The organism is Pseudomonas sp. H9 (assembly GCF_004353925.1).
Classification (GTDB): Bacteria; Pseudomonadota; Gammaproteobacteria; order Pseudomonadales; family Pseudomonadaceae; genus Aquipseudomonas.
In genome coordinates, this window is sequence record NZ_SMOK01000030.1 from 1 (window position 1) to 25444 (window position 25444).

At 59.7% G+C, this 25444-nt stretch carries 23 protein-coding genes; 18 read left to right on the forward strand and 5 right to left on the reverse strand.

The features are described 5' to 3' along the window. Positions 1 to 198: 198 nt before the first annotated feature. Together E1573_RS22055 and E1573_RS22060 are read left to right on the forward strand one after the other, a co-directional pair. Positions 199 to 1587 carry an aspartate aminotransferase family protein gene (locus tag E1573_RS22055; protein ID WP_133216676.1) on the forward strand — a complete coding sequence of 463 codons (1389 nt, stop codon included), beginning with the start codon at positions 199 to 201 and terminating at the stop codon, positions 1585 to 1587. A gap of 4 nt (positions 1588 to 1591) precedes the next feature. Beyond that, on the forward strand, positions 1592 to 3214 hold the full coding sequence (locus E1573_RS22060; protein WP_133216677.1) for a twin-arginine translocation signal domain-containing protein: 1623 nt from the start codon (positions 1592 to 1594) through the stop codon (positions 3212 to 3214). 84 nt (positions 3215 to 3298) lie between these two features. Here the strand turns inward: E1573_RS22060 and E1573_RS22065 are convergent, their stop codons facing one another. The 3 genes from E1573_RS22065 to E1573_RS22075 are packed head-to-tail and all read right to left on the reverse strand — an operon-like array spanning position 3299 to position 7852. Beyond that, on the reverse strand, positions 3299 to 4702 hold the full coding sequence (locus E1573_RS22065) for an efflux transporter outer membrane subunit (protein WP_133216678.1): 1404 nt from the start codon (positions 4700 to 4702) through the stop codon (positions 3299 to 3301). Between the two features lie 3 nt (positions 4703 to 4705). Continuing rightward, positions 4706 to 6673 (reverse strand): MacB family efflux pump subunit, encoded by a 1968-nt coding sequence (locus E1573_RS22070; protein WP_133216679.1) that lies wholly within the window; start codon positions 6671 to 6673, stop codon positions 4706 to 4708. Then, positions 6674 to 7852, reverse strand: a complete 1179-nt coding sequence (locus E1573_RS22075; RefSeq protein ID WP_133216680.1) for an efflux RND transporter periplasmic adaptor subunit — start codon at positions 7850 to 7852, stop codon at positions 6674 to 6676. 270 nt (positions 7853 to 8122) lie between these two features. Between E1573_RS22075 and E1573_RS22080 the strand changes: the two genes are divergently transcribed. From E1573_RS22080 to E1573_RS22090, 3 genes are all read left to right on the forward strand, one after another. After that, on the forward strand, positions 8123 to 8599 hold the full coding sequence (locus E1573_RS22080) for a sigma-70 family RNA polymerase sigma factor (RefSeq protein ID WP_133216681.1): 477 nt from the start codon (positions 8123 to 8125) through the stop codon (positions 8597 to 8599). 186 nt (positions 8600 to 8785) lie between these two features. Next, the gene (locus E1573_RS22085) at positions 8786 to 9265 is read left to right on the forward strand and encodes a histidine kinase (protein ID WP_133216682.1); all 480 of its coding nucleotides are present in this window, start codon (positions 8786 to 8788) and stop codon (positions 9263 to 9265) included. A 104-nt stretch (positions 9266 to 9369) separates the two neighbouring features. After that, on the forward strand, positions 9370 to 10689 hold the full coding sequence (locus E1573_RS22090) for an MFS transporter (protein WP_133216683.1): 1320 nt from the start codon (positions 9370 to 9372) through the stop codon (positions 10687 to 10689). Positions 10690 to 10971: 282 nt separating this feature from the next. On the opposite strand, the gene E1573_RS22100 is transcribed toward E1573_RS22090, so the two are convergent. After that, on the reverse strand, positions 10972 to 12636 hold the full coding sequence (locus tag E1573_RS22100; RefSeq protein ID WP_133216684.1) for an electron transfer flavoprotein-ubiquinone oxidoreductase: 1665 nt from the start codon (positions 12634 to 12636) through the stop codon (positions 10972 to 10974). A gap of 544 nt (positions 12637 to 13180) precedes the next feature. Between E1573_RS22100 and E1573_RS22105 the strand changes: the two genes are divergently transcribed. From E1573_RS22105 to E1573_RS22145, 9 genes are all read left to right on the forward strand, one after another. Beyond that, positions 13181 to 13930: an electron transfer flavoprotein subunit beta/FixA family protein gene (locus E1573_RS22105; RefSeq protein WP_009396278.1), complete on the forward strand. Its 750-nt coding sequence runs from the start codon at positions 13181 to 13183 to the stop codon at positions 13928 to 13930. Then, positions 13931 to 14860, forward strand: coding sequence for an electron transfer flavoprotein subunit alpha/FixB family protein (locus tag E1573_RS22110; RefSeq protein ID WP_133216685.1), 930 nt, complete (start codon positions 13931 to 13933; stop codon positions 14858 to 14860). 132 nt (positions 14861 to 14992) lie between these two features. Beyond that, positions 14993 to 15799 carry an ABC transporter substrate-binding protein gene (locus tag E1573_RS22115; RefSeq protein WP_133216686.1) on the forward strand — a complete coding sequence of 269 codons (807 nt, stop codon included), beginning with the start codon at positions 14993 to 14995 and terminating at the stop codon, positions 15797 to 15799. Between the two features lie 9 nt (positions 15800 to 15808). Further along, on the forward strand, positions 15809 to 16162 hold the full coding sequence (locus E1573_RS22120; RefSeq protein WP_133216687.1) for a DUF4398 domain-containing protein: 354 nt from the start codon (positions 15809 to 15811) through the stop codon (positions 16160 to 16162). Between the two features lie 14 nt (positions 16163 to 16176). Beyond that, on the forward strand, positions 16177 to 16968 hold the full coding sequence (locus E1573_RS22125; RefSeq protein ID WP_133216697.1) for an OmpA family protein: 792 nt from the start codon (positions 16177 to 16179) through the stop codon (positions 16966 to 16968). 288 nt (positions 16969 to 17256) lie between these two features. Next, complete coding sequence (locus tag E1573_RS22130) at positions 17257 to 18702, forward strand: PLP-dependent aminotransferase family protein (RefSeq protein WP_133216688.1); 1446 nt, start codon at positions 17257 to 17259, stop codon at positions 18700 to 18702. A gap of 112 nt (positions 18703 to 18814) precedes the next feature. After that, entirely contained in the window at positions 18815 to 19261 is a 447-nt protein-coding gene (locus E1573_RS22135; RefSeq protein ID WP_371925210.1) for a translation initiation factor 2, read from the forward strand. A 126-nt stretch (positions 19262 to 19387) separates the two neighbouring features. Next, positions 19388 to 19642 (forward strand): YkgJ family cysteine cluster protein, encoded by a 255-nt coding sequence (locus E1573_RS22140; RefSeq protein WP_133216689.1) that lies wholly within the window; start codon positions 19388 to 19390, stop codon positions 19640 to 19642. 32 nt (positions 19643 to 19674) lie between these two features. Further along, on the forward strand, positions 19675 to 20280 hold the full coding sequence (locus E1573_RS22145) for an START domain-containing protein (protein ID WP_133216690.1): 606 nt from the start codon (positions 19675 to 19677) through the stop codon (positions 20278 to 20280). 187 nt (positions 20281 to 20467) lie between these two features. Here E1573_RS22145 and gltA read toward each other — a convergent pair whose 3' ends face one another. Continuing rightward, on the reverse strand, positions 20468 to 21757 hold the full coding sequence (gene gltA / locus E1573_RS22150) for a citrate synthase (protein WP_128324477.1): 1290 nt from the start codon (positions 21755 to 21757) through the stop codon (positions 20468 to 20470). 350 nt (positions 21758 to 22107) lie between these two features. On the opposite strand from gltA, the gene sdhC reads away from it, so the two are divergent. The 4 genes from sdhC to E1573_RS22170 are packed head-to-tail and all read left to right on the forward strand — an operon-like array spanning position 22108 to position 25349. Further along, entirely contained in the window at positions 22108 to 22494 is a 387-nt protein-coding gene (gene sdhC, locus E1573_RS22155) for a succinate dehydrogenase, cytochrome b556 subunit (protein WP_177494597.1), read from the forward strand. After that, a complete protein-coding gene (gene sdhD, locus E1573_RS22160) occupies positions 22488 to 22856 on the forward strand; it encodes a succinate dehydrogenase, hydrophobic membrane anchor protein (RefSeq protein ID WP_028945358.1) in 369 nt (122 codons plus the stop codon). The genes sdhC and sdhD overlap by 7 nt, the downstream gene beginning before the upstream one ends. Positions 22857 to 22859: 3 nt before the next feature. After that, on the forward strand, positions 22860 to 24632 hold the full coding sequence (gene sdhA, locus E1573_RS22165) for a succinate dehydrogenase flavoprotein subunit (RefSeq protein WP_133216691.1): 1773 nt from the start codon (positions 22860 to 22862) through the stop codon (positions 24630 to 24632). 12 nt (positions 24633 to 24644) lie between these two features. Then, positions 24645 to 25349 carry a succinate dehydrogenase iron-sulfur subunit gene (locus tag E1573_RS22170; protein WP_045188779.1) on the forward strand — a complete coding sequence of 235 codons (705 nt, stop codon included), beginning with the start codon at positions 24645 to 24647 and terminating at the stop codon, positions 25347 to 25349. The last annotated feature ends 95 nt before the right edge of the window (positions 25350 to 25444 follow it).

A 25444-nucleotide genomic window follows, 5' to 3' on the forward strand; every position in this document is an offset into this window, starting at 1 on the left:
CATGCCCGTCGGTGGGAGCGGGCTTGCCCCGCGATTGCGATTTCACTGACACACCGCAATCGCGGGGCAAGCCCGCTCCCACCAGAATCAGCAAGACTGCTGCTCACACAGATTAAAAACGCCGCTTTGGCTAAATCCTCGCAACGCTGAAGCGTTTTTCAAGCGATAACATCCGCTTGCTTGCGAGGGTTTCCCCAGATGTCAGCCGCTATCAGCGTTGTCGAAACGCTTTATCACTTCGAAGAGTCGCCCTTGCTGGCCCGCCAAACGCAGCAGGAATCCAATGCTCGCAGTTACCCACGGCGTATTCCGCTGGCCTTGAAAAAAGCCCGGGGCCTGTATGTTGAAGATGTCGAAGGACGTCAGTTCATTGACTGCCTGGCCGGCGCCGGGACGCTGGCCCTGGGGCACAACCATCCGGTGGTGATCGAGGCGATTCAGCAGGTTCTGGCTGACGAGTTGCCGCTGCACACCCTTGACCTCACCACACCAGTCAAAGACCAATTCGTCCAGGACCTGTTCGGCGTGTTGCCGCAAGCGCTGCGTAACGAGGCGCGGATTCAGTTCTGCGGCCCGACCGGCACCGATGCGGTGGAAGCCGCCTTGAAGCTGGTACGCACTGCCACCGGGCGCACGACGGTGCTGTCGTTTCAGGGGGCTTATCACGGCATGTCCCAAGGCGCGTTGAGCCTGATGGGCAGCCTGGGGCCGAAAAAACCGTTGGCCGGTCTGCTGAGCAATGGCGTGCAGTTTCTGCCGTATCCCTACGACTACCGTTGCCCGTTTGGCCTCGGTGGCGAGGCCGGGGTCAAGGTCAACCTGCATTACCTGGAAAACCTGCTGAAGGATCCTGAAGGTGGCGTGCAATTGCCCGCTGCAGTCATTGTTGAGGCGGTACAAGGCGAAGGCGGGGTGATTCCGGCTGATGTCGAGTGGCTGCGCGGTGTACGGCGGATTACCGAGCAGGCTGGCGTGGCGTTGATCGTCGATGAAATCCAGAGTGGTTTCGCCCGCACCGGCAAGATGTTTGCCTTCGAACACGCCGGTATCGTTCCGGATGTGGTGGTGATGTCCAAAGCCATTGGCGGCAGCCTGCCGCTTGCGGTGGTGGTGTATCGCCAGTGGCTGGACACCTGGCAGCCCGGTGCCCATGCCGGCACTTTCCGTGGCAACCAGATGGCCATGGCGGCAGGTTCGGCAGTCATCAAGTACATCAAGGAGCACAACCTGTGTGCCCACGCCCAGGCCATGGGCGAGCGTTTGTGCGGGCACCTGCAACGCCTGCAGCAAGACTTCCCGCAACTGGGTGACATTCGTGGCCGCGGCTTGATGCTCGGGGTCGAGTTGGTTGACCCCGCTGCAACCAAGGATGCCCAAGGTCACCCGGCCGCCTGCCCACGCCTGGCGCCGCTGGTACAGCGCGAGTGCCTCAAGCGCGGGTTGATTCTTGAGCTGGGTGGTCGTCACGGAGCCGTCGTGCGCTTTTTGCCGCCACTGGTGATCAGTGCCGAGCAAGTCGATGAAGTGGCTGCACGCTTCGGCCGTGCGCTGACCGCAGCGGTCGCCAGCCTCAACGCGCACAGGTAGGACAATGACGATTTCGCGGCGAGGATTCATGGCGGGGCTGGCAGTGGCAGGTGCAGCCGTGCCTGCAGTGTATTACGCGCACAAGGAACTGACCCACGACCCTGAAGACGACATCGTCACGCCGGGTGAGGCCAGTGTCGAACTGGCCGACATTGCTGGCCAGCAGTTGGCTGATCAGTTGCGCGGGGTGTGGGACTTGCGCTTGTTCGGCAGCCAGGCCGGCTTGGCGGGCTTGCCTGAGCACGGCTTGCAGTTGTACCTAGACGTCGCCACCAAGGGGCGTGGATTGCGCGGCTTTGTCGATGAGCAAAGCCGCCTGGAAGCGGCAGGGCCGGCGGCTTACCGTGTAGTAGGTGACCTGGTGGGTGCTTCCAGCGCGCAGATACGCTGGCGTTTGCTGAGCAGCCAGGGCGGCCCGGGGTATGAGTGCGTGGCCAGCCTCGATGAAGTCTGGGGTGATTTTTCCAATGCTGGCAGCGGGACTTTGAGCGGCCGCCTGCAACCGCTGGATCGCGCCATGGCCTTGCCGTTGCTGGACAGCCGTTTTGTTGCAGTCAAACGCCTGTTTCCGGAAGCGCGTCAGCGCTTGCCTTATACCCCGCAACTGCAGGCGTGGTTGATCAGTGCCGAGCATCGCTTGTTCCATCAGCTCTGGCATGCCACCCGCGACAAGTGGCATGACCTGACGGCTGAGAAACGCGATGCGCTGCGCGGGCTGGGCTGGCAACCCGGACCGCGCGACTTGGAGCGCGACGCCCGTGGCCCGCGCAAACATCGCAACGGTTCGGGTGTCGACTTTCTGTTCATGCACCGGCACATGCTTGGCACGGCGCGTTCCATGCAAGATCTGCCGTCGTGGCCGCATTTCCCTTTGCCCAGGCCCAGCGTCGAGCAGGACCGCCAGGGCTTTGCCCGCTACTTTGCCAACCATGACGGCTACTGCATCCCTCCCACGTGGACGGCGCCGGACGATGAGGCGTATGGCCAGTGGGTGTCGGCGATCAAGGCCGGTGAAACCTTCTGCAGTAACTTTCAGGTCTGGGAATCGCAGTACCAGGACCCGCTCTACCTCTCTAAGCTGAGCCTCGGCGCGTTCGGCTCGGAGCTTGAGATGAACCTGCATGACTGGTTGCACATGTGCTGGGCCTCGGTGCCGCGAGACCCGGTCAACGGTGCGCCAGTACCGTTTGCGCGTGATCCAGCGGATTTTGCATCGCGTTGGTTCGGGGCAGACAACGACTTTCTCGGTGATCCGTTCTCATCCCATGTCAGCCCGGTGTTCTGGGGCTTTCATGGCTGGATCGACGACCGCGTCGAAGACTGGTTCCGCGCCCATGAGCGGCATAACCCTGGGCAGGTGCGCAGACGTGAGGTCAATGGTGTGAAGTGGTTCGCGCCAGGGCGTTGGGTTGAGGTCGAAGACCCGTGGTTGGGCCCAGTGACCCATGGCTGCAGCACTGTGCCTGGCGCCTTGCCCGGCAAATCGGTGGAAATGGATGTGGAAACCATGAAACTGGCGTTGCGTATCACCTTCGGTGAAGACGACAAAATCGCCGACCTGGTGCGCCGGGTGCCGCAACGGCCGTGGTATGCGCGGCACTTGTCGCTGCGCGGAATCGTGTCCTGAACCGGTAGGAGCGGGCTTGCCCCGCGATTGCGGTCTTTCTGTCACACCGCAATCGCGGGGCAAGCCAGCTCCCACAGAGCGCCTTTATTTCGAGGCTTGCCAGCCGCCGCCAAGGGCTTTGTACAACGCCACGCTGCCTTGTAACCGCGCCAGGCGCAGTTGTGCTTGTTGGTCTTGGGCCTGGTACAGCGTGCGTTGCGTCTCCAGTACGGTCAGCAAGGTTTCGGCCCCGGCCTGATAGCGGCTTTGCGACAGGGCAAAGGCGGTTTGCGCGTAGTTGACTTCCTGGTCTTGCCAGCGACGTTGGTCATCCACACCGCTGATCGCATTCAGGGCTTTTTCCACATCGGCAAAACCGGACACGATGGTGCTGCGGTAGTTTTCCAGCAGTTCCTCCTGCTGCGCCTGGGCTTTGTCGCGTTCGGCGCGTAGGCGGCCGTTGTTGAAGATCGGTGCCGCCAGGCCCGCGCTCAGGGTGTAGTAAGGGCTGCGCAGGATCTGCGCGAAGGTATCGGCGCCTGAGCCCAAGTCGGCCCCTAGCGTCAAGCTGGGCAGCATCGCTGCGCGCGCCACCTGGACATTGGCCTGGGCGGCAGCCAGGCGTGCTTCAGCTGCGGCTATGTCAGGGCGGCGGCTGAGCAACTGGCTTGGCACGCCACTGCCAATCGCGGGCCAACGCACGCCGTTAAGTGATTCCTGCAACGGTGGCAATTGCTGCACGGGCTGACCCAGCAGGGTCGCCAGGGTAATGCGGGCTTCTTGCAGCTGTTGCTCGAACAGGGGGATCTGGCGGGCTTGCCCTGCGACTAGGCTCTGTTGCTGGGCAAGTTCCAATGCGGTGGCCGAGCCCGCGTCATAACGGGTTTGCACCAAGCGCAAGACGTCTTCAGCGTTGGTCAGGTTGAGCCGGGCAATGCGCGCCTGTTCGGCGAGCGCCAGGCTTTGCAGGTAGCTGTTGGCGACGCCGCTGAGCAGAGTCAGTTCTACGGTCTGGCGGTCGTAATGGCTGGCGTCCAGCGCAAACCGGGCGCTGTCACGGGCGGCAGCATTGCCACCCCAGAAATCGATCTCGTAACTGGCACTCAGCGTCGCGTTGAATGAAGTACTGGTACGTTCACTGTTACTGGCATCAAGCTGGTCAAAGCCATCACCGCGTAGCAGGCGCTGGCGGCTGCCATCCAGGCCGAATTTCACTTCCGGCAGTAACGGCGCGCCAGCGATCACCGCCGAGGCCTGGGCCTGGCGGATCCTGGCGGTGGCGGCGGCAAGGTCGAAGCTGTTGGCTTGCGCCTGCGCGATCAACTGATTGAGCGGGGCGCTGGCGAACTGTAGCCACCAGTCCTGTTGCGCCGGAGGCTGTTCAGGGTTGCTGTGACCTTGCCACGCGTTGGGTGCTTGCAGGCCACTGTCCGCTGGCGTAGGGCTGTGGCTGCAGGCGGCGATGAACACACTGAGGGACAACACACTGAGACGGTTGGGCAGGTTCATGAATTATTCGCTGGTAAGGGCTTTGACCGGGTCGAGCTGAGCGGCTTTGCGCGCCGGCATGAAGCCGAACACCACCCCGGTGACCACTGCACAGGCAAAGGCGCCGAGGACGGCGGCCAGGGAAAAGGCGACGGCGATGTCGCCCAGCAGCAGCGCGCCGCCGATCAACAACGCCAAGGCAATGCCGGTCAGGCCGCCGACCATCGACAGCAGTACCGCTTCGCTGAGGAACTGGCGCAGGATGTCGCGCTGACGCGCGCCAGTGGCCATGCGGATACCGATTTCACGGGTGCGCTCACGCACGGTCATCAGCATGATGTTCATTACCCCGATACCGCCAACCAATAGCGAAATCGCCGCAATCGAACCAAGCATCAGCGACAGGGTGTTCTGGGTACGCGCCTCGGCCTGGATCAGGGCTGCGTCATTGCTCAGTTCGAAATCACGCTTGCCGTGGTGGAGCTTGAGCATCAGTTTGTCGATGGCCGCTTCAGTTTCGGCTACCCGCCGTGAGTCGGCAGCGGCGATGGTCACGTATTCAGGGTGTTGACTGCCGAACAGGCGGATGGCTGCGGCGGAGTAGGGCACTACGATCCGTTCGTCACTGTCCTGATCGCCAGAGCTGGCGCCTTTGCCCTGCAGAATGCCGACCACTTGAAACGGTACGTTTTCCACGAGGATGTACTGACCGATCGGGTCGAGCTGGTCGCCGAACAGCTTTTGTTTGACCTTCTGGCCGATCACCGCAACAGCGGCGGCAGCTTGTTCGTCGGCTTCGGTAAAGAAGCTGCCCTCGACCACCGGCCAGTTGAATATCTCGGGGAAGTAGGTGTTGTTGCCGCCTACATAGAACTGTTGGTTGTTGTTGCCGAAACGCACCATCAGCTCGTTGCCGATCACCGGCATGATTTTTTTCACTTGCGGCAGGGTGCTTACGGCGGCGACATCATCGAGGCTGATGACACCGGCAGGTTCGCGCAGCGTTGGGGCGCTGCCACTCAGGTAGAGTATGTTCGAACCGAACGCCGCCATCTGCGCCATGACCTGGCGCTTACTGCCCTCACCCACGGCGAGCATCACCACGACCGACGCAACACCGATGATAATTCCGAGCAAGGTCAAGGCGGTGCGGAAGCGGTTGATCCACATGATCCGCCAAGCGGCCTGCAAGGCTTCGAGCATTTCGCCTTTCCAGGCGCCGCTGTGGGTCGCACCCTGGTCCAGGCGCTGGCGCAGGTCTTCGGCCTGCAAGCCAGGGCTGGCAGTACAGGGCGCGGCAGGTTCGTTGGCTGAATCGCTGACCACCAGCCCGTCGCGGATTTCGATGACGCGCTTGGCCCGTGCGGCGACTTCGCGGTCATGGGTGATCAGAATGACGACATGGCCCTGGCTGGCCAGTTCGTCGAGCAGGGCCATGACTTCTGCGCCGCTCTGGCTGTCGAGGGCGCCAGTCGGTTCGTCGGCCAGAATGATGTGGCCGCCGTTCATCAGCGCGCGGGCAATCGATACCCGTTGTTGCTGACCGCCGGAAAGCTGGTGCGGGCGGTTGCCGGTGCGGCTGGCCAGGCCCAGGCGGTCGAGCAAGGCGGACGCGCGGGCATGGCGCTCGGCGGCGGGCGTGCCGGCGTAAATGGCCGGCATCTCGACGTTCTCCTGGGCGGAGCCTGAGGCAATCAAGTGGTAGCCCTGGAATACGAAGCCGAACGCTTCTCGACGCAGCCAGGCCAGTTCGTCGCTGTCCAGCTGGGCGACGTCTTTGCCGGCGAACAGGTAGTCACCGGAGGTAGGCCGGTCCAGGCAACCGAGGATGTTCATCAGTGTCGACTTGCCAGAACCCGAAGCGCCGACGATGGCGACAAACTCACCGGGGTGGATGGCCAGGCTGATGCCGCGGACCACTTCGACTTTTGGCGTGTCGACGCCACCATAGGATTTACGGATGTCTCGCAGTTCAATCAGCGGCGTACTCATTTAACCTCCGCTGGCCGACGGCGCACCGATCAGCAACTGTTCACCTTCGCTCAAGCCTTCAAGCACTTGGACACGCAGGCGGTCGCTGAGCCCGGTGCGTACCTGGCGTTGCTCGACCTTGCCGTTGGCGCTGAGTACCTGGGCAATGCGCAGGTTTTCGTCGCCAGCATCTTCATCCAGCGCGGCGACTGGCACGGTCAGTACCTTGCTGGCGCGGCCGGCGACGAAGAACACCTGGGTGGTCATTTCCGCCATCAGAGCGTTGTCGGGGTTGTCGACATCCAGCAGCACGGTGTAAAGCACGACTTTGCTACCGGTGCCGCTGGCACTGGTGCCCGACGGGCTGCCGCCGCCCTGATTGGACGGGTCCAGCGGCTTGGGGGGAATCGGCAGGATCTGACGCACGCTGCTGTTCCAGCGTCGCTTACCGCCTGCGAGGGTCGTGAAGTAGACCGACATGCCCGGTTTAACGTGGCCGATGTCGGCTTCGGATACCTGGGCCCAAACGGTCATCGGCGAGAGTTTGGCGATGCGCAGAATCAGCGGTGTTTGCTGCTGGGCGTTCAGGGTCTGGCCTTCGCGGGCATCCACGGCGACCACGGTGCCGCTCATCGGGGCATAGATGCGGGTGTAGCCCAGCTCGGCTTCGTCGCTGCGCAGGCTGGCCTGGGCCTGGCGAATCTGTGCACGGTACATGTCGATGCGAGCCTGGGTAACCTTGAGCTGGGCCTGGGCACTTTGCACATCTTCTTCGCGTGTGGCACCGCCAGCGGCGAGGCTGCGTTGGCGCTGCAATTGTTGTTCGGCCAACTGGTACTGGGCTTGTTGCTCTGCGAGCTGGGCCTTGAGGTTGTCGATCGAGAAACGCCCGGCGTCGAGCTTGGCCTGCTGGGTCGAGGGGTCGATTTCTACCAGCAGTTGTCCTTCCTTGACCTGGTCGCCCACCTCCACATGCAGTTTGCGGATCTGGCCGGACGCCTGGGCGCCGACGTCGACATAGCGTCTGGGCTGCAAAGTGCCCAGCGCGGTCACGCTGCTTTCGATTTCACCACGGGTGACGGTCACGGTGCTGTGAGGGTCTGCGCCCGCATCGAGGGTTTTCCAGGCGAGCAGGGCGCCCACGCTGAGCAGACCGATGCCGCAGAACAAAAGGCGGCGCGTTGTTGAGGAGCGTCTCATGTGGGGTTCCAGCCAAAGGGTTGGGCCGCGGAGTCATGCTGGCAGGCAAGACAGGCATGGGGGGCTCCCCGATAAACGAGAGGCTCACGGGAGAATTTACTCATGCCGATGTTGTGGGTCGCCATCCTGGCTCGAAATCACGGGGGGAGAGGGTGGTGGATCATGCTTGCTGAGAATAATTGTAATTTGTATTATCGCGTATTGCCATCATTCATACCTCCTCATCCTTGAGTCGGGGAATTCGTGCCGATGTAGCGGCCAGGTGCTGTGTTGGAACATTACTATCGTGAACTGGTGAGTTTCCTCTGCGCCCGCCTGGGTAACCGTCAGGCGGCTGAAGACGTCGCCCATGATGCCTACACCCGCGTGCTGGAGCGCACCGGCGATACCGACATCGAACACCCGCGCGCCTTCCTTTACCGCACCGCCCTGAACCTGGTGATCGATGGCCACCGCCGTGGACAGTTGCGCCAAGCTGAATCACTGGACGTGCTCGACAGCGACGAACGGTTCTTTTCACCTGCACCGTCCCAAGACATGGAGCAGCGCCAGCGTCTGGAGTTGATTCAGCGGGCCTTGGGCGAGCTGAGCCAGCTGTGCCGCGACTGTTTCCTGCTTCGCAAGCTTGAAGGCCTGTCCCATCAGGAAATCGCCGAACGTCTGGGAATTTCCCGCAGTCTGGTGGAAAAACACATCGTCAACGCGATGAAGCATTGCCGTGTGCGCATGCGTCAATGGGAGTGCTGAAGCGCGACAGCGGAAAAGCGAAAAAATTCCGTGGTGGCTTGCTTGATTTCTGCGGTTTTCCCTACAACTATCAATACAGACGGATAATTAACTGGCGATGTACCCGCCGCCACAGCCTGTAGTTGATTTTTTGGCGCAGTATGGTCGAGGAACGTCACTCAGCCTTAAATGCCTTGGTCATTGACGATGCCTAATAAATCAATGCGGATCCTGATTGCCGATGAGCATCCGATGCAGTTGATGCAATTGGAAAAAATGCTCAATGGCATGGGCTATTACCGCATTGCGCCGGTTGAATCCTTTGAAGACCTGCAGCATCTGGTGCAAGGGGCGTTGCAACCTTTCAATCTGCTGGTAGGCAATATCGATCTTGCCAGCCATGTCGGGGTCGACCTTGAGCGGTATTGCCAGATGAGTGCGCAGATCCAGCACGCGCTGCTGTATGAGTCCCAGCACTTGAAATTACCTGCCATCCCCAGTGCCCGGCGCGAGGCGGTGAATGTCAGCCTGCCGAAAGTACCTGACAACGAAACCCTGCAGAGCTTCATGTCGATCATCGACATGCCAAAAGTTATCGGGCAATTGCCGGGAATAGCGGATCGCACCGCCCATCCGGGCTTCTCCCAGCGACGGATGGCGTTCCCGCCCTCGATCTTTACCCGCTGATCCTGGCCGCAGCGTCCGCACCCTTGGATGCATTTGTTATCCTGTCGCGTTCGCCGAGGCGCGCCAAGCCGCGCGCTACTGCCTATCGATTGACGGATGCCTCTATGACAGCCACCACGCCTGCGCCAGCGCTACGCTTGACGCGCAGTGACCATAAAACGCTGAGCCTGGCAGCATTGGGCGGCGCGTTGGAAATCTACGATTTCATCATCTTCGTGTTTTTTGCCCTCACGCTCAGCCAGTTGTTCTTTCCGCCGCAGATGCCTGAGTGGCTGCGGCTGTTGCAGAGTTTCGGCATTTTTGTCACCGGCTACCTGGCCAGGCCGCTGGGTGGAATCCTGATGGCGCACTTTGCTGATCACCTGGGGCGCAAACAGGTGTTCAGCCTGAGCATCCTGATGATGGCATTGCCCTGCCTGCTGATCGGTGTGATGCCGACCTATGCCGACATCGGCTACTTTGCCCCGCTTATTTTGTTGGCGCTGCGGATATTTCAGGGTGCTGCAGTCGGGGGCGAAGTCCCCAGTGCTTGGGTGTTTGTGGCCGAGCATGCACCGCCGGGCCGTCGGGGTTATGCGCTGGGCTTCCTGCAAGCGGGCCTGACCTTCGGTTATCTGCTCGGTGCCCTGACCGCGACGGCGTTGGCACAGTTGTTTACCGCGCAGGAGATTCTCGACTACGCCTGGCGCTATCCGTTCCTGTTGGGTGGGGTATTTGGTGTGGTCGGTGTGTGGCTGCGCCGCTGGTTGAGCGAAACCCCAGTGTTTCTGGCGTTGCGTGAGCGCCGCGAGCAGCCCGTGGCATTTCCGTTGCGTACCGTGCTCAGTGAACATCGTCGGGCGCTGATGCCGGCGGCACTGCTGACGTGCGTACTGACCTCGGCGGTGGTGGTGTTGGTGGTGATCACGCCAACGGTGATGCAGCAGCGATTCGGGATGACTGCCGGGCACACGTTCGCGTTGAGCAGCATGGGGATTGTCTTTCTCAACATTGGTTGTGTGCTGGCTGGTCTGCTGGTTGACCGGATTGGCGCCTGGCGAGCGCTGATGTTCTACAGTGTGCTATTGCCGCTGGGGATTGGCATCTTGTACGCAAGCCTGGTGGGTGGCTGGCAATGGCCTGGGCTGGCTTATGCGGTGGCCGGGCTGGCGTGTGGGGTGGTGGGCGTGGTGCCATCAGTGATGGTCGGGTTGTTCCCGGCAGCGGTGCGGGTTTCGGGGATTTCCTTTACCTACAACATTGCCTATGCACTGTGGGCCAGTGTGACACCGTTGATGCTGATCGCATTGATGCCATGGAGTCCATGGGTGTGTGTATTGTTCAGTTTGGTCATGGGCGGGGTGGGGCTGTTGACGGTGATGTACTACGCAGGGCGCCAGCCGGTGGCGTATGCGGAAGAGGCAGGGTGGGAGGTACCGTCTTAATCACCCTGTGTAGGAGCGGGTTCATCGAGGCGTCGAACAGCCGCGAACACGGGCGAAGCCCGTGCCATTCACTGCGGTGTTTGCTTCGCGGGTGAACCCGCTCCCAAAGGGTCGGTGTGAACCGAGTGGGAGCGGCGGTGCGGCGACCCGACTTGCCCCACGATAGTGATGAGTCTGGGGAATCGCCATCGCGGTGCAAGCCCGCTCCTACCGGGATAACGCAGTAATCAAACAAAAGCCCCCAGGCCGCAAGGCGAGGGGGCTTTTTGTTGGCTGCCTGACTTACATGTTCGGGTAAGTCGGGCCGCCAGCACCTTCCGGTGTTACCCAAGTGATGTTCTGCGAAGGGTCCTTGATGTCACAGGTCTTGCAGTGCACACAGTTCTGGGCGTTGATCTGGAAGCGTTTTTTACCGTCTTCCTGGGTGACGACTTCGTACACGCCAGCCGGGCAGTAGCGCTGCGCCGGTTCGTCGTACAGCGGCAAGTTGGTGCCAATCGGGATGCCCGCGTCGGTCAGCTTCAAGTGGCAAGGCTGCTCTTCTTCATGGTTGGTGCTGGAGAGGAACACCGAGCTGAGCTTGTCGAAGCTGAGTTTGCCGTCCGGTTTCGGGTAATCGATTTTCTTCGAGTCAGCCGCCAGCTTCAGGCAGGCGTAGTCAGGCTTGGTGTCGCGCAGGGTGAACGGCAGTTTGCCGCCGAACCAGTTCTGGTCGACATAGTTGAAGGCTGCACCGAGCATCGGGCCGAACTTGTGCATGGCCGGGCCGAAATTACGGCTGGAGAACAGTTCTTCGTAGAGCCAGCTGGCCTTGAAGGCGGTGACGTAGCTGTTGAGTTGATCGCCACCTTCGCTACCGGCCAACAGGGCATCGGCCACGGCTTCAGCGGCCAGCATGCCGGACTTCATCGCGGTATGGCTGCCCTTGATCTTGGCCACGTTCATGGTGCCCAGGTCGCAGCCGATCAGGGCGCCACCGGCGAAGACCATTTTCGGCAGCGAGTTCAGGCCGCCTTTGGCCAGTGCGCGGGCGCCGTAGCTGATGCGCTTGCCACCTTCGAGGTACTGGCTGATCACCGGGTGGTGCTTGAGGCGCTGGAATTCGTCGAACGGCGACAGGAACGGGTTGCTGTAGGACAGGTCGACGATCAAGCCGACAACCACCTGGTTGTTTTCCAGGTGATAGAGGAACGAACCACCGGTGTTGTCTTTGGCCATGACATCCAGCGGCCAGCCGGCGGTGTGCACCACCAGGCCTTGTTCGTGCTTGGCCGGGTCGATTTCCCAGATTTCTTTCAAGCCGATACCGTAGTGCTGGACGTCGGACTCGTTGTCGAGGTTGAAGCGTTTGATCAGTTGCTTGCCGATGTGCCCACGGCAGCCTTCGGCGAACAGGGTGTACTTGCCACGCAGTTCCATGCCGGGGGTGTACAGGCCGTCTTTCGGGTTGCCTTCACGGTCGACACCCAGGTCGCCGGTGATGATCCCGCGGACCACGCCGTTTTCGTCGAACAGGGCTTCCTGGGCGGCGAAGCCCGGGTAGATTTCGACGCCCAGGTTCTCGGCCTGCTGGGCCAGCCAGCGGCACAGGTTACCCAGGGAGATAATGTAGTTGCCTTCGTTGTGCATGGTCTTGGGCACGAACAGGTCGGGGACCTTGACCGAGCTGCCAGCGTCCTTGAGCACGTAGATGTCGTCGCGTTTGACTTCGGTGTTGAGCGGGGCGCCGAGCTCTTTCCAGTCCGGGAACAGTTCGTTCAGGGCGCGCGGCTCGAAGACTGCGCCGGAGAGGATATGGGCACCGACTTCCGAGCCTTTCTCAACCACGCAGACGCTGATTTCATTACCGGCTTCGGCGGCCTTCTGCTTCAGTCGGCAGGCGGCGGACAGGCCAGCCGGGCCAGCGCCGACAATGACCACGTCGAATTCCATGTATTCGCGTTCCACAGGTTCTCTCCTACTCAAGGCTCATCAGTTTTTCTTTGTTGGTGGGTGGCAGGCGATCATTTTTAACCGCGCTCAAGCTGTAGCTCGAACGATGACGGACTACACCGCTTTCTCTTGGTCGCGCATTATATCTACACCACTCGGCAGGTCCAATACAAACGTTTGTTTGAATTTGCCGCAGGCCAGTAAAATCAAAGACGCACGGCGTGAATCTGACCGATTTGCCGTATTGACCGGATTAGGTGTTACGGTCAAGATACGAGCGGTTTTGCGCTCGCCGTAGGCTGACCGCCGGATGCAGGTGCACCCCTAAAAACCAGACGTAAAGCAGGGTTGGAGGGCCTTGGCCCGCCTTGTAGTGGAGTTTACACACCACGACAGAAAATGCCCGATGGTTTTGCTGCTGCACGGTCGAATAAAGACTGCTGGGTCAGGGTTAAATTTTACCGGCTGCAATCGTTTTTGGAGGTGCCCTTGTACCCACGCGCTATCGCCGGGTTTGCCCCAGGCGACATTCTTTTCACCGGAGAGTAACGAGGAATCCATGAAGGTTCTTGTAGCTGTCAAACGAGTGGTCGACTATAACGTCAAGGTTCGCGTCAAGGCGGACAACTCCGGCGTCGACCTTGCTAACGTCAAGATGTCCATGAACCCCTTCTGCGAAATCGCCGTAGAAGAAGCCGTCCGCCTGAAAGAAAAGGGCGTGGCGAGCGAGATCGTCGTCGTTACCGTCGGCCCGGCCACTGCTCAGGAGCAGCTGCGTACTGCCCTGGCACTGGGTGCTGACCGTGCGGTGCTGGTCGAGTCTGCTGAAGAGCTGACTTCGCTGGCCGTCGCCAAACTGCTCAAGGCAGTTGTCGACAAAGAACAGCCTCAGCTGGTAATCCTTGGCAAACAAGCCATCGACAGCGACAACAACCAGACCGGCCAGATGCTGGCTGCGCTGACCGGTTTCGCCCAAGGCACCTTCGCTTCCAAAGTCGAAGTCGCTGGCGACAAAGTCAACGTCACCCGTGAAATCGACGGCGGCCTGCAAACTGTAGCGCTGAACCTGCCTGCGATCGTCACCACCGACCTGCGCCTGAACGAGCCACGCTATGCGTCGCTGCCGAACATCATGAAGGCCAAGAAGAAGCCGCTGGAGACCGTTACTCCAGATGCGCTGGGCGTTTCCACTGCCTCGACCAACAAGACCCTGAAAGTTGAAGCTCCAGCTGCTCGCAGCGCGGGTATCAAGGTCAAGTCGGTTGCTGAACTGGTCGAGAAACTGAAGAACGAGGCGAAGGTAATCTAAATGACTATCCTGGTTATCGCTGAACACGAAAACGGTGCCGTTGCCCCGGCCACTCTGAACACTGTTGCTGCTGCCGCCAAAATCGGTGGTGACATCCACGTGCTGGTCGCTGGCCAGAATGTTGGTGGTGTCGCTGAAGCTGCCGCCAAGATCGCTGGCGTTGCCAAGGTACTGGTTGCCGATAACGCCGCTTACGCCAACCTGCTGCCAGAAAACGTAGCACCGCTGGTTGCCGAGCTGGGCAAGGGTTACAGCCACGTGCTGGCGCCTGCTACCTCCAACGGTAAAAACATCCTGCCACGCGTTGCCGCGCAGCTGGACGTTGACCAGATCTCCGAAATCATCTCGGTTGAGTCGGCAGACACCTTCAAGCGCCCGATCTACGCCGGTAACGCCATTGCCACTGTGCAATCGAACGCTGCCGTCAAAGTCATCACCGTACGTGCCACCGGCTTTGACGCCGTTGCCGCTGAAGGTGGTTCGGCTGCTGTTGAAGCTGTTGCTGCCGTGCACAACGCTGGCACTTCGGCTTTCGTTGGCGAAGAGCTGGCCAAGTCCGACCGCCCAGAGCTGACCGCTGCCAAGATCGTCGTTTCCGGCGGCCGTGGCATGCAGAACGGTGACAACTTCAAACACCTGTACGCCCTGGCCGACAAGCTGGGTGCTGCCGTCGGTGCTTCGCGCGCTGCGGTCGACGCAGGTTTCGTACCGAACGACATGCAGGTCGGTCAGACCGGCAAAATCGTCGCGCCACAGCTGTACATCGCCGTCGGTATCTCCGGCGCGATCCAGCACCTGGCCGGTATGAAAGACTCCAAAGTGATCGTTGCGATCAACAAGGACGAAGAAGCGCCGATCTTCCAGGTGGCTGACTACGGCCTGGTTGCTGACCTGTTCGAAGCCGTACCTGAGCTGGAGAAGCTGGTTTAATCCAGCCGCTTCACTTATAAAAGAGCCCGGTCCGGGCGGGTTGTGCAAGCCAGTCTTGCGCAACCCCCGGATCGGGCTTTTTTGTTTTCAGATGACGGGTTAGGAGTCGGATGCATGGGATGGCTTGGCCGGATGAGCACAACGCTGTTGTGCGCGGTGGTGCTGCTACCGACGCAGGTAGTGGCAGCGGGCAAATGTGAGCGTCTGGTGGCTACTGGCAGCCCCGATGCTCCACCGTATTCGTGGCGTGACCCGCAAGACCCCAGGCATTTGGTCGGCGCCAGTGTCGATCTGTTCAAGCAGGTGGCCGGTGAGCTGGGTCTGAAAGTTGAAGTGCTCGACAGTGGATCGCGCAGCCAGGCGCTGGAAGAAGTGCGCAGCGGCCGAGTTGACCTGCTGATCGACTCGCCGTTCGCAGTCGCTGAACTCACTCGTGTGGACTACATTCATCCGTCGCTGCTCAATAACGAGTACGTCGTCTGGACTCGTCATGATTCATCGCTGGTGTATGACACGTTGTCTGACCTGCGCGAGCAGCGTGGCAGTGTTTCGGAAAAAGCGCGTCTGACCCCGGAATTTTCAGCTTTCGCCAAGAGTCAGTTACAGCTTGAGCCTGCGCAGAACCTGACCCAGGCGTTCCAGCGGCTGTTATTGGGCCAGGTCGATTATGTGCTGGCTGGGCGATATGCCGGTATGGCCATGGCACAGAGCCTGGGGATGAGCAATGCATTGATCGCGCGCGGATTGCCGGTAGACCGCCCTGGCCTGTACTTGGCGCTGTCGCATAATTCGGCCTGCAATGACGCGTGGTTGCGCGGACAACTGGCAAAAAAGCTGACAGAATTGCCGGCCTCCGGCGTGTCCCAAGCGGTACTGCAGCGTAATGTCGAGCGCTGGAAGGCGCAGGTGCAAGCACCGCTGGATGCCCCTAAACAGTAGGAAGATTGTGTGAGAATTCATTCGCTATTCGCCGCCGTAGCGCTGCTGGCATTGACGGGATGCGCCAATGACCCGGCGCCCAATGAACAGTTGCGTCTGTCTGAGCAGGCGCTGGAGCAAGCCCGGGCTGTAGGTGCGACCGACGATGTGGCAGAGCTGAAGCTGGCCGAAGACAAAATGGCGCGGGCTCAGGTCAACATGACGCATGAAGCCTATCGTGATGCGCGTATGCGTGCCGAACAGGCTGAACTTGATGCGCGCCTGGCCGAGGCGCGGGTCTTGACCAGTAAGAGTAAAGAACAGCTGGATCTGTTGCAGTCGCGGGTCAATCGCCTGCGTAAACAGTTGGGGGAGCAGCCGTGAGTTCAATCAAACCTATGGCGGCCTTGCTGTTGCTCGGACTCGTTGGCTTGCAGGGCTGTGCCAGTCAGCGCAGCGAGACCGCGCTGGACGAAGCAACGGCGAAATTCCAGACCGTCAAAGACGATTCCAATGTGCTGCGCAGTGCGCCGCGTGATGTGATTCGTGCAGGCGAGTCGCTGGCGCGGGCCGAACGTTTGTCCAGCTACCTGGGGACGGGTGCCGATGTTCGTCATTATGCCTACCTGAGTCAGCGTTACAGTGACATTGCCCGTGAGCACAGCAACCTGGTGCTGAACCAAGAGCGCCTGGCCAAGCTTGAGCTGGAGCGGCAGCGCTTGCAGCTGGCACTGCGTGAGGCCAAGCTCGCCAGTGTGCAGCAGCAAGGCAAGTGGCTGGAGGCACAGATTGTCAGCCTGGCCACCACTCAGAGTGATCGCGGCCTGGTCATGACGCTGGGCGACGTGCTGTTCGATACCGGGCGCGCGGAACTGAAAAATTCGGCGAGCCGCACCGTGCTCAAGCTCGTGCAGTTTCTGCAGCTCAACCCCAAGCGTGTAGTGCGCATCGAGGGTTACACCGACAGCACCGGTTCGTCGGACGACAACCTGAAGTTGTCGCGTGACCGGGCTCAGGCGGTGGCAGACATGCTGGTCGATCTGGGTGTTGATGAAAAGCGTATCCAGGTCGAAGGGTATGGCGATCAGTACCCGGTCGAAGCCAACGCTTCGGAGCGGGGCAGGGCGCAGAATCGTCGGGTTGAAATCGTGTTTTCCGACGAAAAAGGCCGGCTTGGCGCGGCGCGCTGAATACTGAACCTGAAAGCCCGGTGAGCCCCCTCACCGGGTTTTTTTATGGCTGTTCACAGGTAGGAGCGGGCTTGCCCCGCGATTGCGGTGTGCCTGACAGTGCGCAATCGCGGGGCAAGCCCGCTCCTACCGGAGTAGGGCAGTTAAGGAGAGGTGGGGCTGTCACGCAACTGTATTGTCGACTATTCTTCAATCTGTCCCAGTACACTTTGCAACTGTTCCGGTATTCTGGCTCGAAACCTGAGTCGTACAACAATAATTACATTGCCTGCGTGTCGAGATCCGATCATGACTAACCTGCTGCTCTACCAGCGTATCGCCCAGCAACTGGCCGAAGACATTCGTCGTGGTGTCTATCAGCCCGGTGAGCGGGTGCCGTCGGTACGTAAAATGAGTTCGCAGCTCAATGTCAGCCATGCCACCGTGCTGCAGGCATATGCCAACCTCGAAGATCAGGGGTTGATCCGCGCACGCCCACAGTCTGGTTACTATGTACACCAGACGCCCGCGTTGACGGCGCAGACGCCGGACATCGCTCGGGTAGAGCGGCCCGGCCTGGTGACACGCAGTAGCATTATTCAGCAGGTATTGGCCGAGGCGCGACGCGACGGGGTGTTTCCGTTCGGTGCTGCAGTGCCGCATGTCGAATATTTACCGGTGCGCGCCTTGCACCAGCAGTTGGCCAAAGTCACGCGGTTTCATAGCCCGCGGGCCTTCAGCTATATGTTCAGCCCGGGCTTTGAGCCGTTACGTCGGCAGATCGCCATCCGCATGCGTGATGCTGGTGTAGTGGTTGACCCCAGCGAAGTGGTGGTAACCCACGGCTGTGTGGATGCCTTGCAGATGTCGCTGCGGGTGTTGACCAAGCCGGGTGATCTGATCGCTGCTGAGTCGCCGACGTATTATGGCCTGTTGCAATTGGCTGACCTGCTCGGGCTCAAAGTCATCGAAATTCCCAGTGATCCTTCTACCGGTATCAGCCTGGAGGCCTTGCAGCTGGCAGCTAACCAATGGCCGATCAAGGCGTTGGTGTTGACTGCGCGCTTGAGTAATCCGTTGGGCGGCACCATTCCGGAAGATCGGCAAAAACAGTTACTGCGCCTGGCTTCGGACTTCGATATCCAGATCGTTGAAGACGATATCTATGGCGAGCTGATGTTCGAACAGGGCAAGAGTAAGGCGCTCAAAGCGTTTGATCGTCTGGGGCGGGTGATTTATTGCTCAAGTTTTTCCAAGACCCTCTCGCCCGGGGTGCGTATCGGCTGGATGATTGCCGGTAAGTACCAGGCGGAAATTCAGCGTCTGCAGACCTTTACCACGCACTCGGCCTGCAGTGTGACCCAGATGGGGGTTGCCTCTTATCTGGAGAACGGCGGCTACGATCGGCATTTGCGCTATATCCGCCAGGAGTACCGTAAAAACCTCAGTGCTTATCAATTGGCGGTGCAGCAGCACTTCCCCGAAGGCACACAAATGACCCGACCAACGGGCGGCTTTATTTTGTGGGTCAGTTTGCCGGGGCGGGTCAATACCCAAGAGCTGCATGTGCGGGCACTGCAACAGGGGATCAGCATCGCGCCGGGGTTGATTTTCAGTAATACCGAGCAGTTCAACCACTGTATTCGCTTGAATTGTGGCATTCCCTGGAACCGCGAAGCGGAGCGTGCCCTGATGACCTTGGGCATGCTTGCCAATCAGTTGTGCCAGGAGTCAGGGGCGGCAAACTTTTTCTAGGTTTGTACGTGGGCTTGCCAGCCTCATTGGGAACGGGGAGCATATACATCTTTGCGGGTGATTTTCGGTGTATATGAAAGCCTTGTCTCGAGTCGGCCTGCTCCTGTGTCTGTTGGGGCTGCTGGTGGGCAACGGTAGCGCGATGGCTCAGACGCCACCCGCCACCACACCGGCAAAGCAGGCAAGCGCTGGCGCGAAAAGCCAGCCGAAAGCCCAGCAGAAACAGCCCAAGCCCGCACCAGTGAAGAAAAAGCCGGTCACTCAGGCAGGTCGGAATAAAGCGAAATCGACCAAGGCTGCCCCGGCAGCATTACCGGCTGCCACGTTGGATCTGCGCTTACCAGCTGACATGGTCAAGGACCTCAAGCCGGCAACCCAGGATCCGGCGCCGACGCCCAAACCACTGTTGCCCCATCTATTTGGCGAAAAACCTCCTTCTGAGAGCCCGTTTCAGCTCAATGGCCGGCTGTTGAGCAACGAAATGCAACTGCAGCTGCGCAACGATGCGCGCCAGCAAGATATTGAAGGCGCAGCCATCGAGCTCGAGTTCAAGCAGTAGTCACTGCCCGACCTGCAGGTCACGATTTATGGCGTCATTTTCATGTTGCCAGCAATTTCAAACGACCGTTTAAGCGGGTACTATCCGGGTTCATTCATCATTTGCTGTGCCGAGGATTCTGTTGTCATGAATTGCCGTGAAGGATGTGGCGCCTGCTGCATCGCGCCCTCCATCAGCTCGCCAATGCCGGGTATGCCCAAGGGTAAACCGGCGGGTGAGCGGTGTTTGCATCTGTCGGTGGCCAATCTCTGTGCGTTGTTCGGCAAGCCTGAGCGGCCGGCGGTGTGCGGTGGCTTCAAGGCGGATGTCGAGGTGTGTGGCAGTGACCGTGATGAGGCGATCAGAATTCTTGGGTGGTTGGAGCAAGTGACGGCAGCTTGAAACGCAGAACCTGGACAATAAGGAACAAAAGAATGGGATCGTTTAAGCAAGTGGCACTGGTCTTGGGTCTGAGCGCGGTGCTGGCACCGCTGGCGCAGGCAGAAGACTGGAAGCAAGCCAAGAACGAAGAGGGCATCACGGTTGACCTGAGCGAGGTCGCCGGTTCTGACTACAAGGCCTACCGTGGTGTAACGCTGATCAAGGCGCCGCTGGCAAAAGTCAGGGCTCTGCAGGAAGACGTTGTTGGTGCCTGCGCCTGGATTCATGAGTGCAAATCGCAAAAGCTGCTCAAGTCCGAAGGTGATCAGAGCTGGACCTACACCCAGTTCAATACGCCATGGCCGGTGACGCCGCGTGATTCCATTTTGCATGTCACAACGACAGAAGGCGCCGATGGTAGCTTGACGCGCAAGCTTGAAGGGCTACCGAAGTACCTGCCTGAAGAGAAGGGTTTTGTGCGCGTCGCCAAGGTTGATGGTTTCTGGAAGCTGACGCCCAAAGATGGCGGTACCGAGGTTATTTACCAGGTGCACACCGAGCCGGGCGGTAGCGTGCCGTCGGTGGTGGCGAACAAGTTTGTGGTCGATGCGCCGTTCAACACGCTCAAGGCGTTGAAAGCAAAGGCTGAAAAGCCTTGATTTGAGAGATACAGTTGCGCGCAGTCAGCGGCTCTCGCTAACTGTATCTCCGGTGGGAGCGGGCTTGCCCCGCGAGTGCGGTAGGGCGGTCAGATTGCATCGCGGGGCAAGCCCGCTCCCACCGTCAGAGTAAGAACCATAAAAAAGGCTGCCCGAGGGCAGCCTTTTTTCGTGTTCAGCGCGAGGCTTACTTGCGGTCTTCCAGCTTGACGATGTCGCGTGCTTCGTAGCCGGTGTACAGCTGGCGCGGGCGGCCAATTTTGTACGGGCTGGAGAGCATTTCTTTCCAGTGCGAGATCCAGCCGACGGTACGCGCCAGGGCGAAGATCACGGTGAACATGCTGGTAGGAATGCCGATCGCCTTGAGGATGATCCCCGAGTAGAAGTCGACGTTCGGGTACAGCGAGCGCTCGATGAAGTACGGATCGGTCAGTGCGATCTCTTCGAGGCGCATGGCCAGCTCCAGCTGCGGGTCGTTCTTGATGCCCAGCTCGCGCAGGACTTCGTCGCAGGTCTGCTTCATCACGGTGGCGCGTGGGTCGCGGTTCTTGTAAACGCGGTGACCGAAGCCCATCAGTTTGAACGGATCGTTCTTGTCTTTGGCCTTGGCGATGAACTTGTCGATGTTCGAGACATCGCCGATTTCATCGAGCATGGTCAGAACGGCTTCGTTGGCGCCGCCGTGGGCCGGGCCCCACAGTGCAGCGATACCGGCAGCGATACAGGCGAACGGGTTGGCGCCCGAGGAGCCAGCCAGGCGTACGGTGGAGGTCGATGCGTTCTGCTCGTGGTCGGCGTGGAGGATGAAAATCCGGTCCATTGCCTTGGCGAGGGTCGGGCTGATCGGTTTGATCTCGCACGGGGTGTTGAACATCATGTGCAGGAAGTTTTCCGCGTACGACAGGTCGTTGCGCGGGTACATCATGGGTTGGCCCATGGAGTACTTGTAAACCATCGCCGCCAGGGTCGGCATTTTCGCGACCAGGCGTACCGCGGAAATTTCGCGGTGCTGCGGGTTATTGATGTCCAGCGAGTCGTGGTAGAACGCCGACAGGGCGCCAACCACGCCGCACATGACGGCCATCGGGTGGGCGTCGCGGCGGAAGCCGTTGAAGAAGGACTTCAACTGCTCGTGCACCATGGTATGGTTTTTCACGGTGCTGACGAACTGGGCCTTCTGCTCGGCATTCGGCAGTTCGCCGTTGAGCAGCAGGTAGCAGGTCTCGAGGTAATCGGATTTCTCGGCGAGCTGTTCGATCGGATAGCCGCGATGCAGCAGGATACCCTTGTCGCCATCGATATAAGTGATCTTCGACTCGCAGGATGCGGTCGCCATGAAACCAGGGTCGAAAGTGAAGTGACCCGTGGCCCCCAACCCTCTAACGTCGATAACATCGGGACCAACGGTGCCGGTTAAAATGGGCAGCTCGACGGGGGCTGCGCCCTCGATGACCAACTGCGCTTTTTTGTCAGCCATGTGGCCTCCTATTAATGCTTGAAATCATCAGACAGACCCCCCACGCAGGGCCCGCACCACTATAGTGAGATAAATTCGAATGTCAATTTGCCTAAAGCACGGTTGTAAAGGGCTTTGGGCGCCATTTTTCCTCGAAATTGCCGCTCATTTACGCCTTTTATGCGCCAAAGGCAATCCGCTATTTGGGCTAGGGCCTTGCGTTGTCATTAGTAGCCTAACTGTCTATAATCGGCCCCCGACCGCCAGGGGCTTGCAAGCCCGTGTTGCTGGGGTCGTCACTCCCTGGGTGGTGGGTACCTGACCAGTACACTTACCAACAACTTTGCCCTGCTTGCTAGGGGCTCTTCAGTGTGAAAAAAGCCGTGAAAAGCCAACGACCTGTAAACCTAGACCTAAGGACCATCAAACTCCCCATTACCGGCGTTACGTCATTTCTTCATCGTGTTTCCGGCATCATCCTCTTCCTGGGCCTTGGCATCATGCTTTATGCATTGGGCAAATCCCTGGGTTCGGAGGAAGGCTACGCCGAGGTGAAGGCATGCTTGACCAGTCCGCTGGCCAAATTCGTGGCATGGGGCCTCCTGTCCGCCTTGCTGTATCACTTGGTTGCCGGTGTGCGCCATTTGATCATGGACATGGGCATCGGTGAGACGCTGGAAGGCGGAAGACTGGGCTCGAAAATTATCATCGCCGTCTCTGTGGTGGTGATCGTGCTGGCAGGAGTTTGGATATGGTAACTAACGTCACGAACCTCTCGCGTTCGGGCCTCTATGACTGGATGGCGCAGCGCGTTTCTGCGGTCGTTCTCGCGGCTTATTTCATTTTCCTGATCGGATACCTGGTCGCGCACCCGGGCATCGAGTTTGCCCAGTGGCACGCTCTGTTCTCCAACAACGCGATGCGTATTTTCAGTCTGCTGGCACTGGTTGCCCTGGGCGCTCACGCCTGGGTCGGCATGTGGACCATCGCTACCGACTACCTGACGCCGATGGCGCTGGGCAAGTCGGCGACTGCCGTACGTTTCCTGTTCCAGGCGGTATGTGGTGTCGCGATGTTCGCGTACTTCGTCTGGGGTGTGCAGATTCTCTGGGGTATCTGATTCATGGCTAACATTCCTACGATTACATTCGACGCCATCATCATTGGTGGTGGCGGTGCCGGCATGCGCGCTGCGCTGCAGCTGGCCCAGGGTGGTCACAAGACTGCCGTGATCACCAAGGTCTTCCCGACCCGTTCGCATACTGTATCGGCTCAGGGTGGCATCACCTGCGCCATCGCTTCGGCCGACCCGAACGATGACTGGCGCTGGCACATGTACGATACCGTCAAAGGTTCCGACTATATCGGTGACCAGGACGCTATCGAATACATGTGTCAGGAAGGCCCGGCTGCGGTCTTCGAACTGGACCACATGGGTCTGCCGTTCTCGCGTACCGAAACCGGTCGTATCTATCAGCGTCCGTTCGGTGGTCAGTCCAAGGACTACGGTAAAGGTGGCCAGGCTGCCCGTACCTGTGCCGCTTCCGACCGTACCGGTCACGCGCTGCTGCACACCCTGTACCAGGGCAACCTGAAAGCAGGTACCACGTTCCTGAACGAGTACTACGCTGTTGACCTGGTGAAGAACCAGGAAGGCGCGTTCGTCGGTGTGATCGCTATCTGCATCGAAACCGGCGAAACCCTGTACATCAAGTCCAAGGCCACTGTACTGGCCACCGGCGGTGCAGGCCGTATCTACGCCTCGACCACCAACGCCCTGATCAATACCGGTGACGGCATCGGTATGGCCCTGCGTGCAGGCGTTCCGGTTCAGGACATTGAAATGTGGCAGTTCCACCCGACCGGTATTGCCGGCGCCGGTGTACTGGTTACCGAAGGCTGCCGTGGTGAAGGTGGATACCTGATCAACAAGCACGGCGAGCGTTTCATGGAACGTTATGCGCCAAACGCCAAAGACCTCGCTGGTCGTGACGTTGTGGCCCGTTCCATGGTTAAAGAGATCATCGCCGGTAACGGCTGTGGCCCTAACGGCGACCACGTGATGCTCAAGCTCGACCACCTGGGTGAAGAAGTACTGCACAGCCGCCTGCCAGGTATCTGTGAGCTGTCCAAGACCTTCGCTCACGTTGACCCTGTTGTTGCGCCGGTTCCTGTTGTTCCAACCTGCCACTACATGATGGGCGGCGTTGCCACCAACATCCATGGCCAAGCCATGACCCAGGACGCCGACGGCGTTGACCAGATCATCCCTGGTCTGTTCGCAGTAGGTGAAGTGGCGTGCGTATCGGTTCACGGTGCTAACCGTCTGGGCGGCAACTCGCTGCTCGACCTGGTGGTATTCGGTCGTGCCGCTGGTCTGCACCTGGAAAAAGCGCTGAGCGACGGTATCGAATACCTCGACGCCAGCGACACCGATATCGACGTTGCCCTGAGCCGTCTGAACAAGCTCAACGAGCGCAACACTGGCGAAGACGTGGCTACCCTGCGTCGCGAGCTGCAAAGCTGCATGCAGAACTACTTCGGTGTATTCCGTACTGGCGAATACATGCAGAAGGGTATCGAGCAGCTGGCGCAACTGCGTGAGCGCATTGCCAACGTCAAGATCAACGACAAGTCCCAGGCCTTCAACACCGCGCGTATCGAAGCGCTGGAGCTGCAGAACCTGCTGGAAGTCGCTGAAGCCACTGCAATCGCTGCAGAAGTTCGTAAAGAGTCCCGCGGTGCTCACGCCCGTGAAGACTTCGAAGACCGTGACGACGAAAACTGGCTGTGCCACACCCTGTACTTCCCGGGCGAAAAACGCGTTGCCAAGCGCGCTGTTAACTTCGCGCCGAAAACCGTACCGGCGTTCGAGCCAAAAGTCCGGACTTACTAAGGGGTGGTCGCTATGTTGCAAGTCGAAGTCTATCGTTACAACCCCGATACCGACTCTGCGCCGAAGATGCAGACGTTCCAGGTCGATACCGGTGGCAAAGACCTGATGGTGCTGGATGTATTGGCACTGATCAAAGAACAGGATGAAGGTTTCTCGTATCGTCGTTCTTGCCGCGAAGGTGTTTGCGGTTCCGACGGTATGAACATCAACGGCAAGAACGGCCTGGCGTGCATCACGCCGCTGTCGGCCGTGGTCAAGCGTAACAAGCTGATCATTCGTCCGTTGCCAGGACTGCCAGTCATTCGTGACCTGGTCGTCGATATGAGCATCTTCTACAAGCAGTACGAGAAGGTGAAGCCATTCCTGCAGAACGACACGCCGGCTCCGGCCATCGAGCGTCTGCAGTCGCCAGAAGAGCGTGAGAAGCTGGACGGTCTGTACGAGTGCATCCTGTGCGCTTGCTGCTCGACTTCCTGCCCTTCGTTCTGGTGGAACCCTGACAAGTTCCTTGGTCCCGCTGCACTGTTGCAGGCCTATCGCTTCCTGGCCGACAGCCGTGACACCAAGACCCAGGAGCGTCTGGCTTCGCTTGACGATCCGTTCAGCGTATTCCGCTGCCGCGGAATCATGAACTGCGTAAACGTTTGCCCTAAAGGTCTGAACCCGACCAAGGCAATCGGTCACGTACGTAACATGTTGCTGCAAAGCGGTACCTGATTCTAAAAGTGTTGTACCCGTAGCACGCCAAGGTGCGGGCATTTGCCCGCACCAAGGTGAAACCAAGCGAAGGCCCACAAAGCCCGAGCTTTTAC

Bases quoted from the DNA above. Each gene is read 5' to 3' on its own strand.
- E1573_RS22065 (WP_133216678.1), bottom strand. From the start codon at position 4,702: ATGAACCTGCCCAACCGTCTCAGTGTGTTGTCCCTCAGTGTGTTCATC.
- E1573_RS22115 (WP_133216686.1), top strand. From the start codon at position 14,993: ATGAGCACAACGCTGTTGTGCGCGGTGGTGCTGCTACCGACGCAGGTA.
- E1573_RS22060 (WP_133216677.1), top strand. From the start codon at position 1,592: ATGACGATTTCGCGGCGAGGATTCATGGCGGGGCTGGCAGTGGCAGGT.
- E1573_RS22140 (WP_133216689.1), top strand. From the start codon at position 19,388: ATGAATTGCCGTGAAGGATGTGGCGCCTGCTGCATCGCGCCCTCCATC.
- E1573_RS22110 (WP_133216685.1), top strand. From the start codon at position 13,931: ATGACTATCCTGGTTATCGCTGAACACGAAAACGGTGCCGTTGCCCCG.
- E1573_RS22090 (WP_133216683.1), top strand. From the start codon at position 9,370: ATGACAGCCACCACGCCTGCGCCAGCGCTACGCTTGACGCGCAGTGAC.
- E1573_RS22075 (WP_133216680.1), bottom strand. From the start codon at position 7,852: ATGAGACGCTCCTCAACAACGCGCCGCCTTTTGTTCTGCGGCATCGGT.
- E1573_RS22170 (WP_045188779.1), top strand. From the start codon at position 24,645: ATGTTGCAAGTCGAAGTCTATCGTTACAACCCCGATACCGACTCTGCG.
- E1573_RS22145 (WP_133216690.1), top strand. From the start codon at position 19,675: ATGGGATCGTTTAAGCAAGTGGCACTGGTCTTGGGTCTGAGCGCGGTG.
- E1573_RS22105 (WP_009396278.1), top strand. From the start codon at position 13,181: ATGAAGGTTCTTGTAGCTGTCAAACGAGTGGTCGACTATAACGTCAAG.
- E1573_RS22055 (WP_133216676.1), top strand. From the start codon at position 199: ATGTCAGCCGCTATCAGCGTTGTCGAAACGCTTTATCACTTCGAAGAG.
- E1573_RS22070 (WP_133216679.1), bottom strand. From the start codon at position 6,673: ATGAGTACGCCGCTGATTGAACTGCGAGACATCCGTAAATCCTATGGT.
- E1573_RS22125 (WP_133216697.1), top strand. From the start codon at position 16,177: ATGGCGGCCTTGCTGTTGCTCGGACTCGTTGGCTTGCAGGGCTGTGCC.
- gltA (WP_128324477.1), bottom strand. From the start codon at position 21,757: ATGGCTGACAAAAAAGCGCAGTTGGTCATCGAGGGCGCAGCCCCCGTC.
- sdhA (WP_133216691.1), top strand. From the start codon at position 22,860: ATGGCTAACATTCCTACGATTACATTCGACGCCATCATCATTGGTGGT.
- E1573_RS22130 (WP_133216688.1), top strand. From the start codon at position 17,257: ATGACTAACCTGCTGCTCTACCAGCGTATCGCCCAGCAACTGGCCGAA.
- E1573_RS22085 (WP_133216682.1), top strand. From the start codon at position 8,786: ATGCCTAATAAATCAATGCGGATCCTGATTGCCGATGAGCATCCGATG.
- sdhD (WP_028945358.1), top strand. From the start codon at position 22,488: ATGGTAACTAACGTCACGAACCTCTCGCGTTCGGGCCTCTATGACTGG.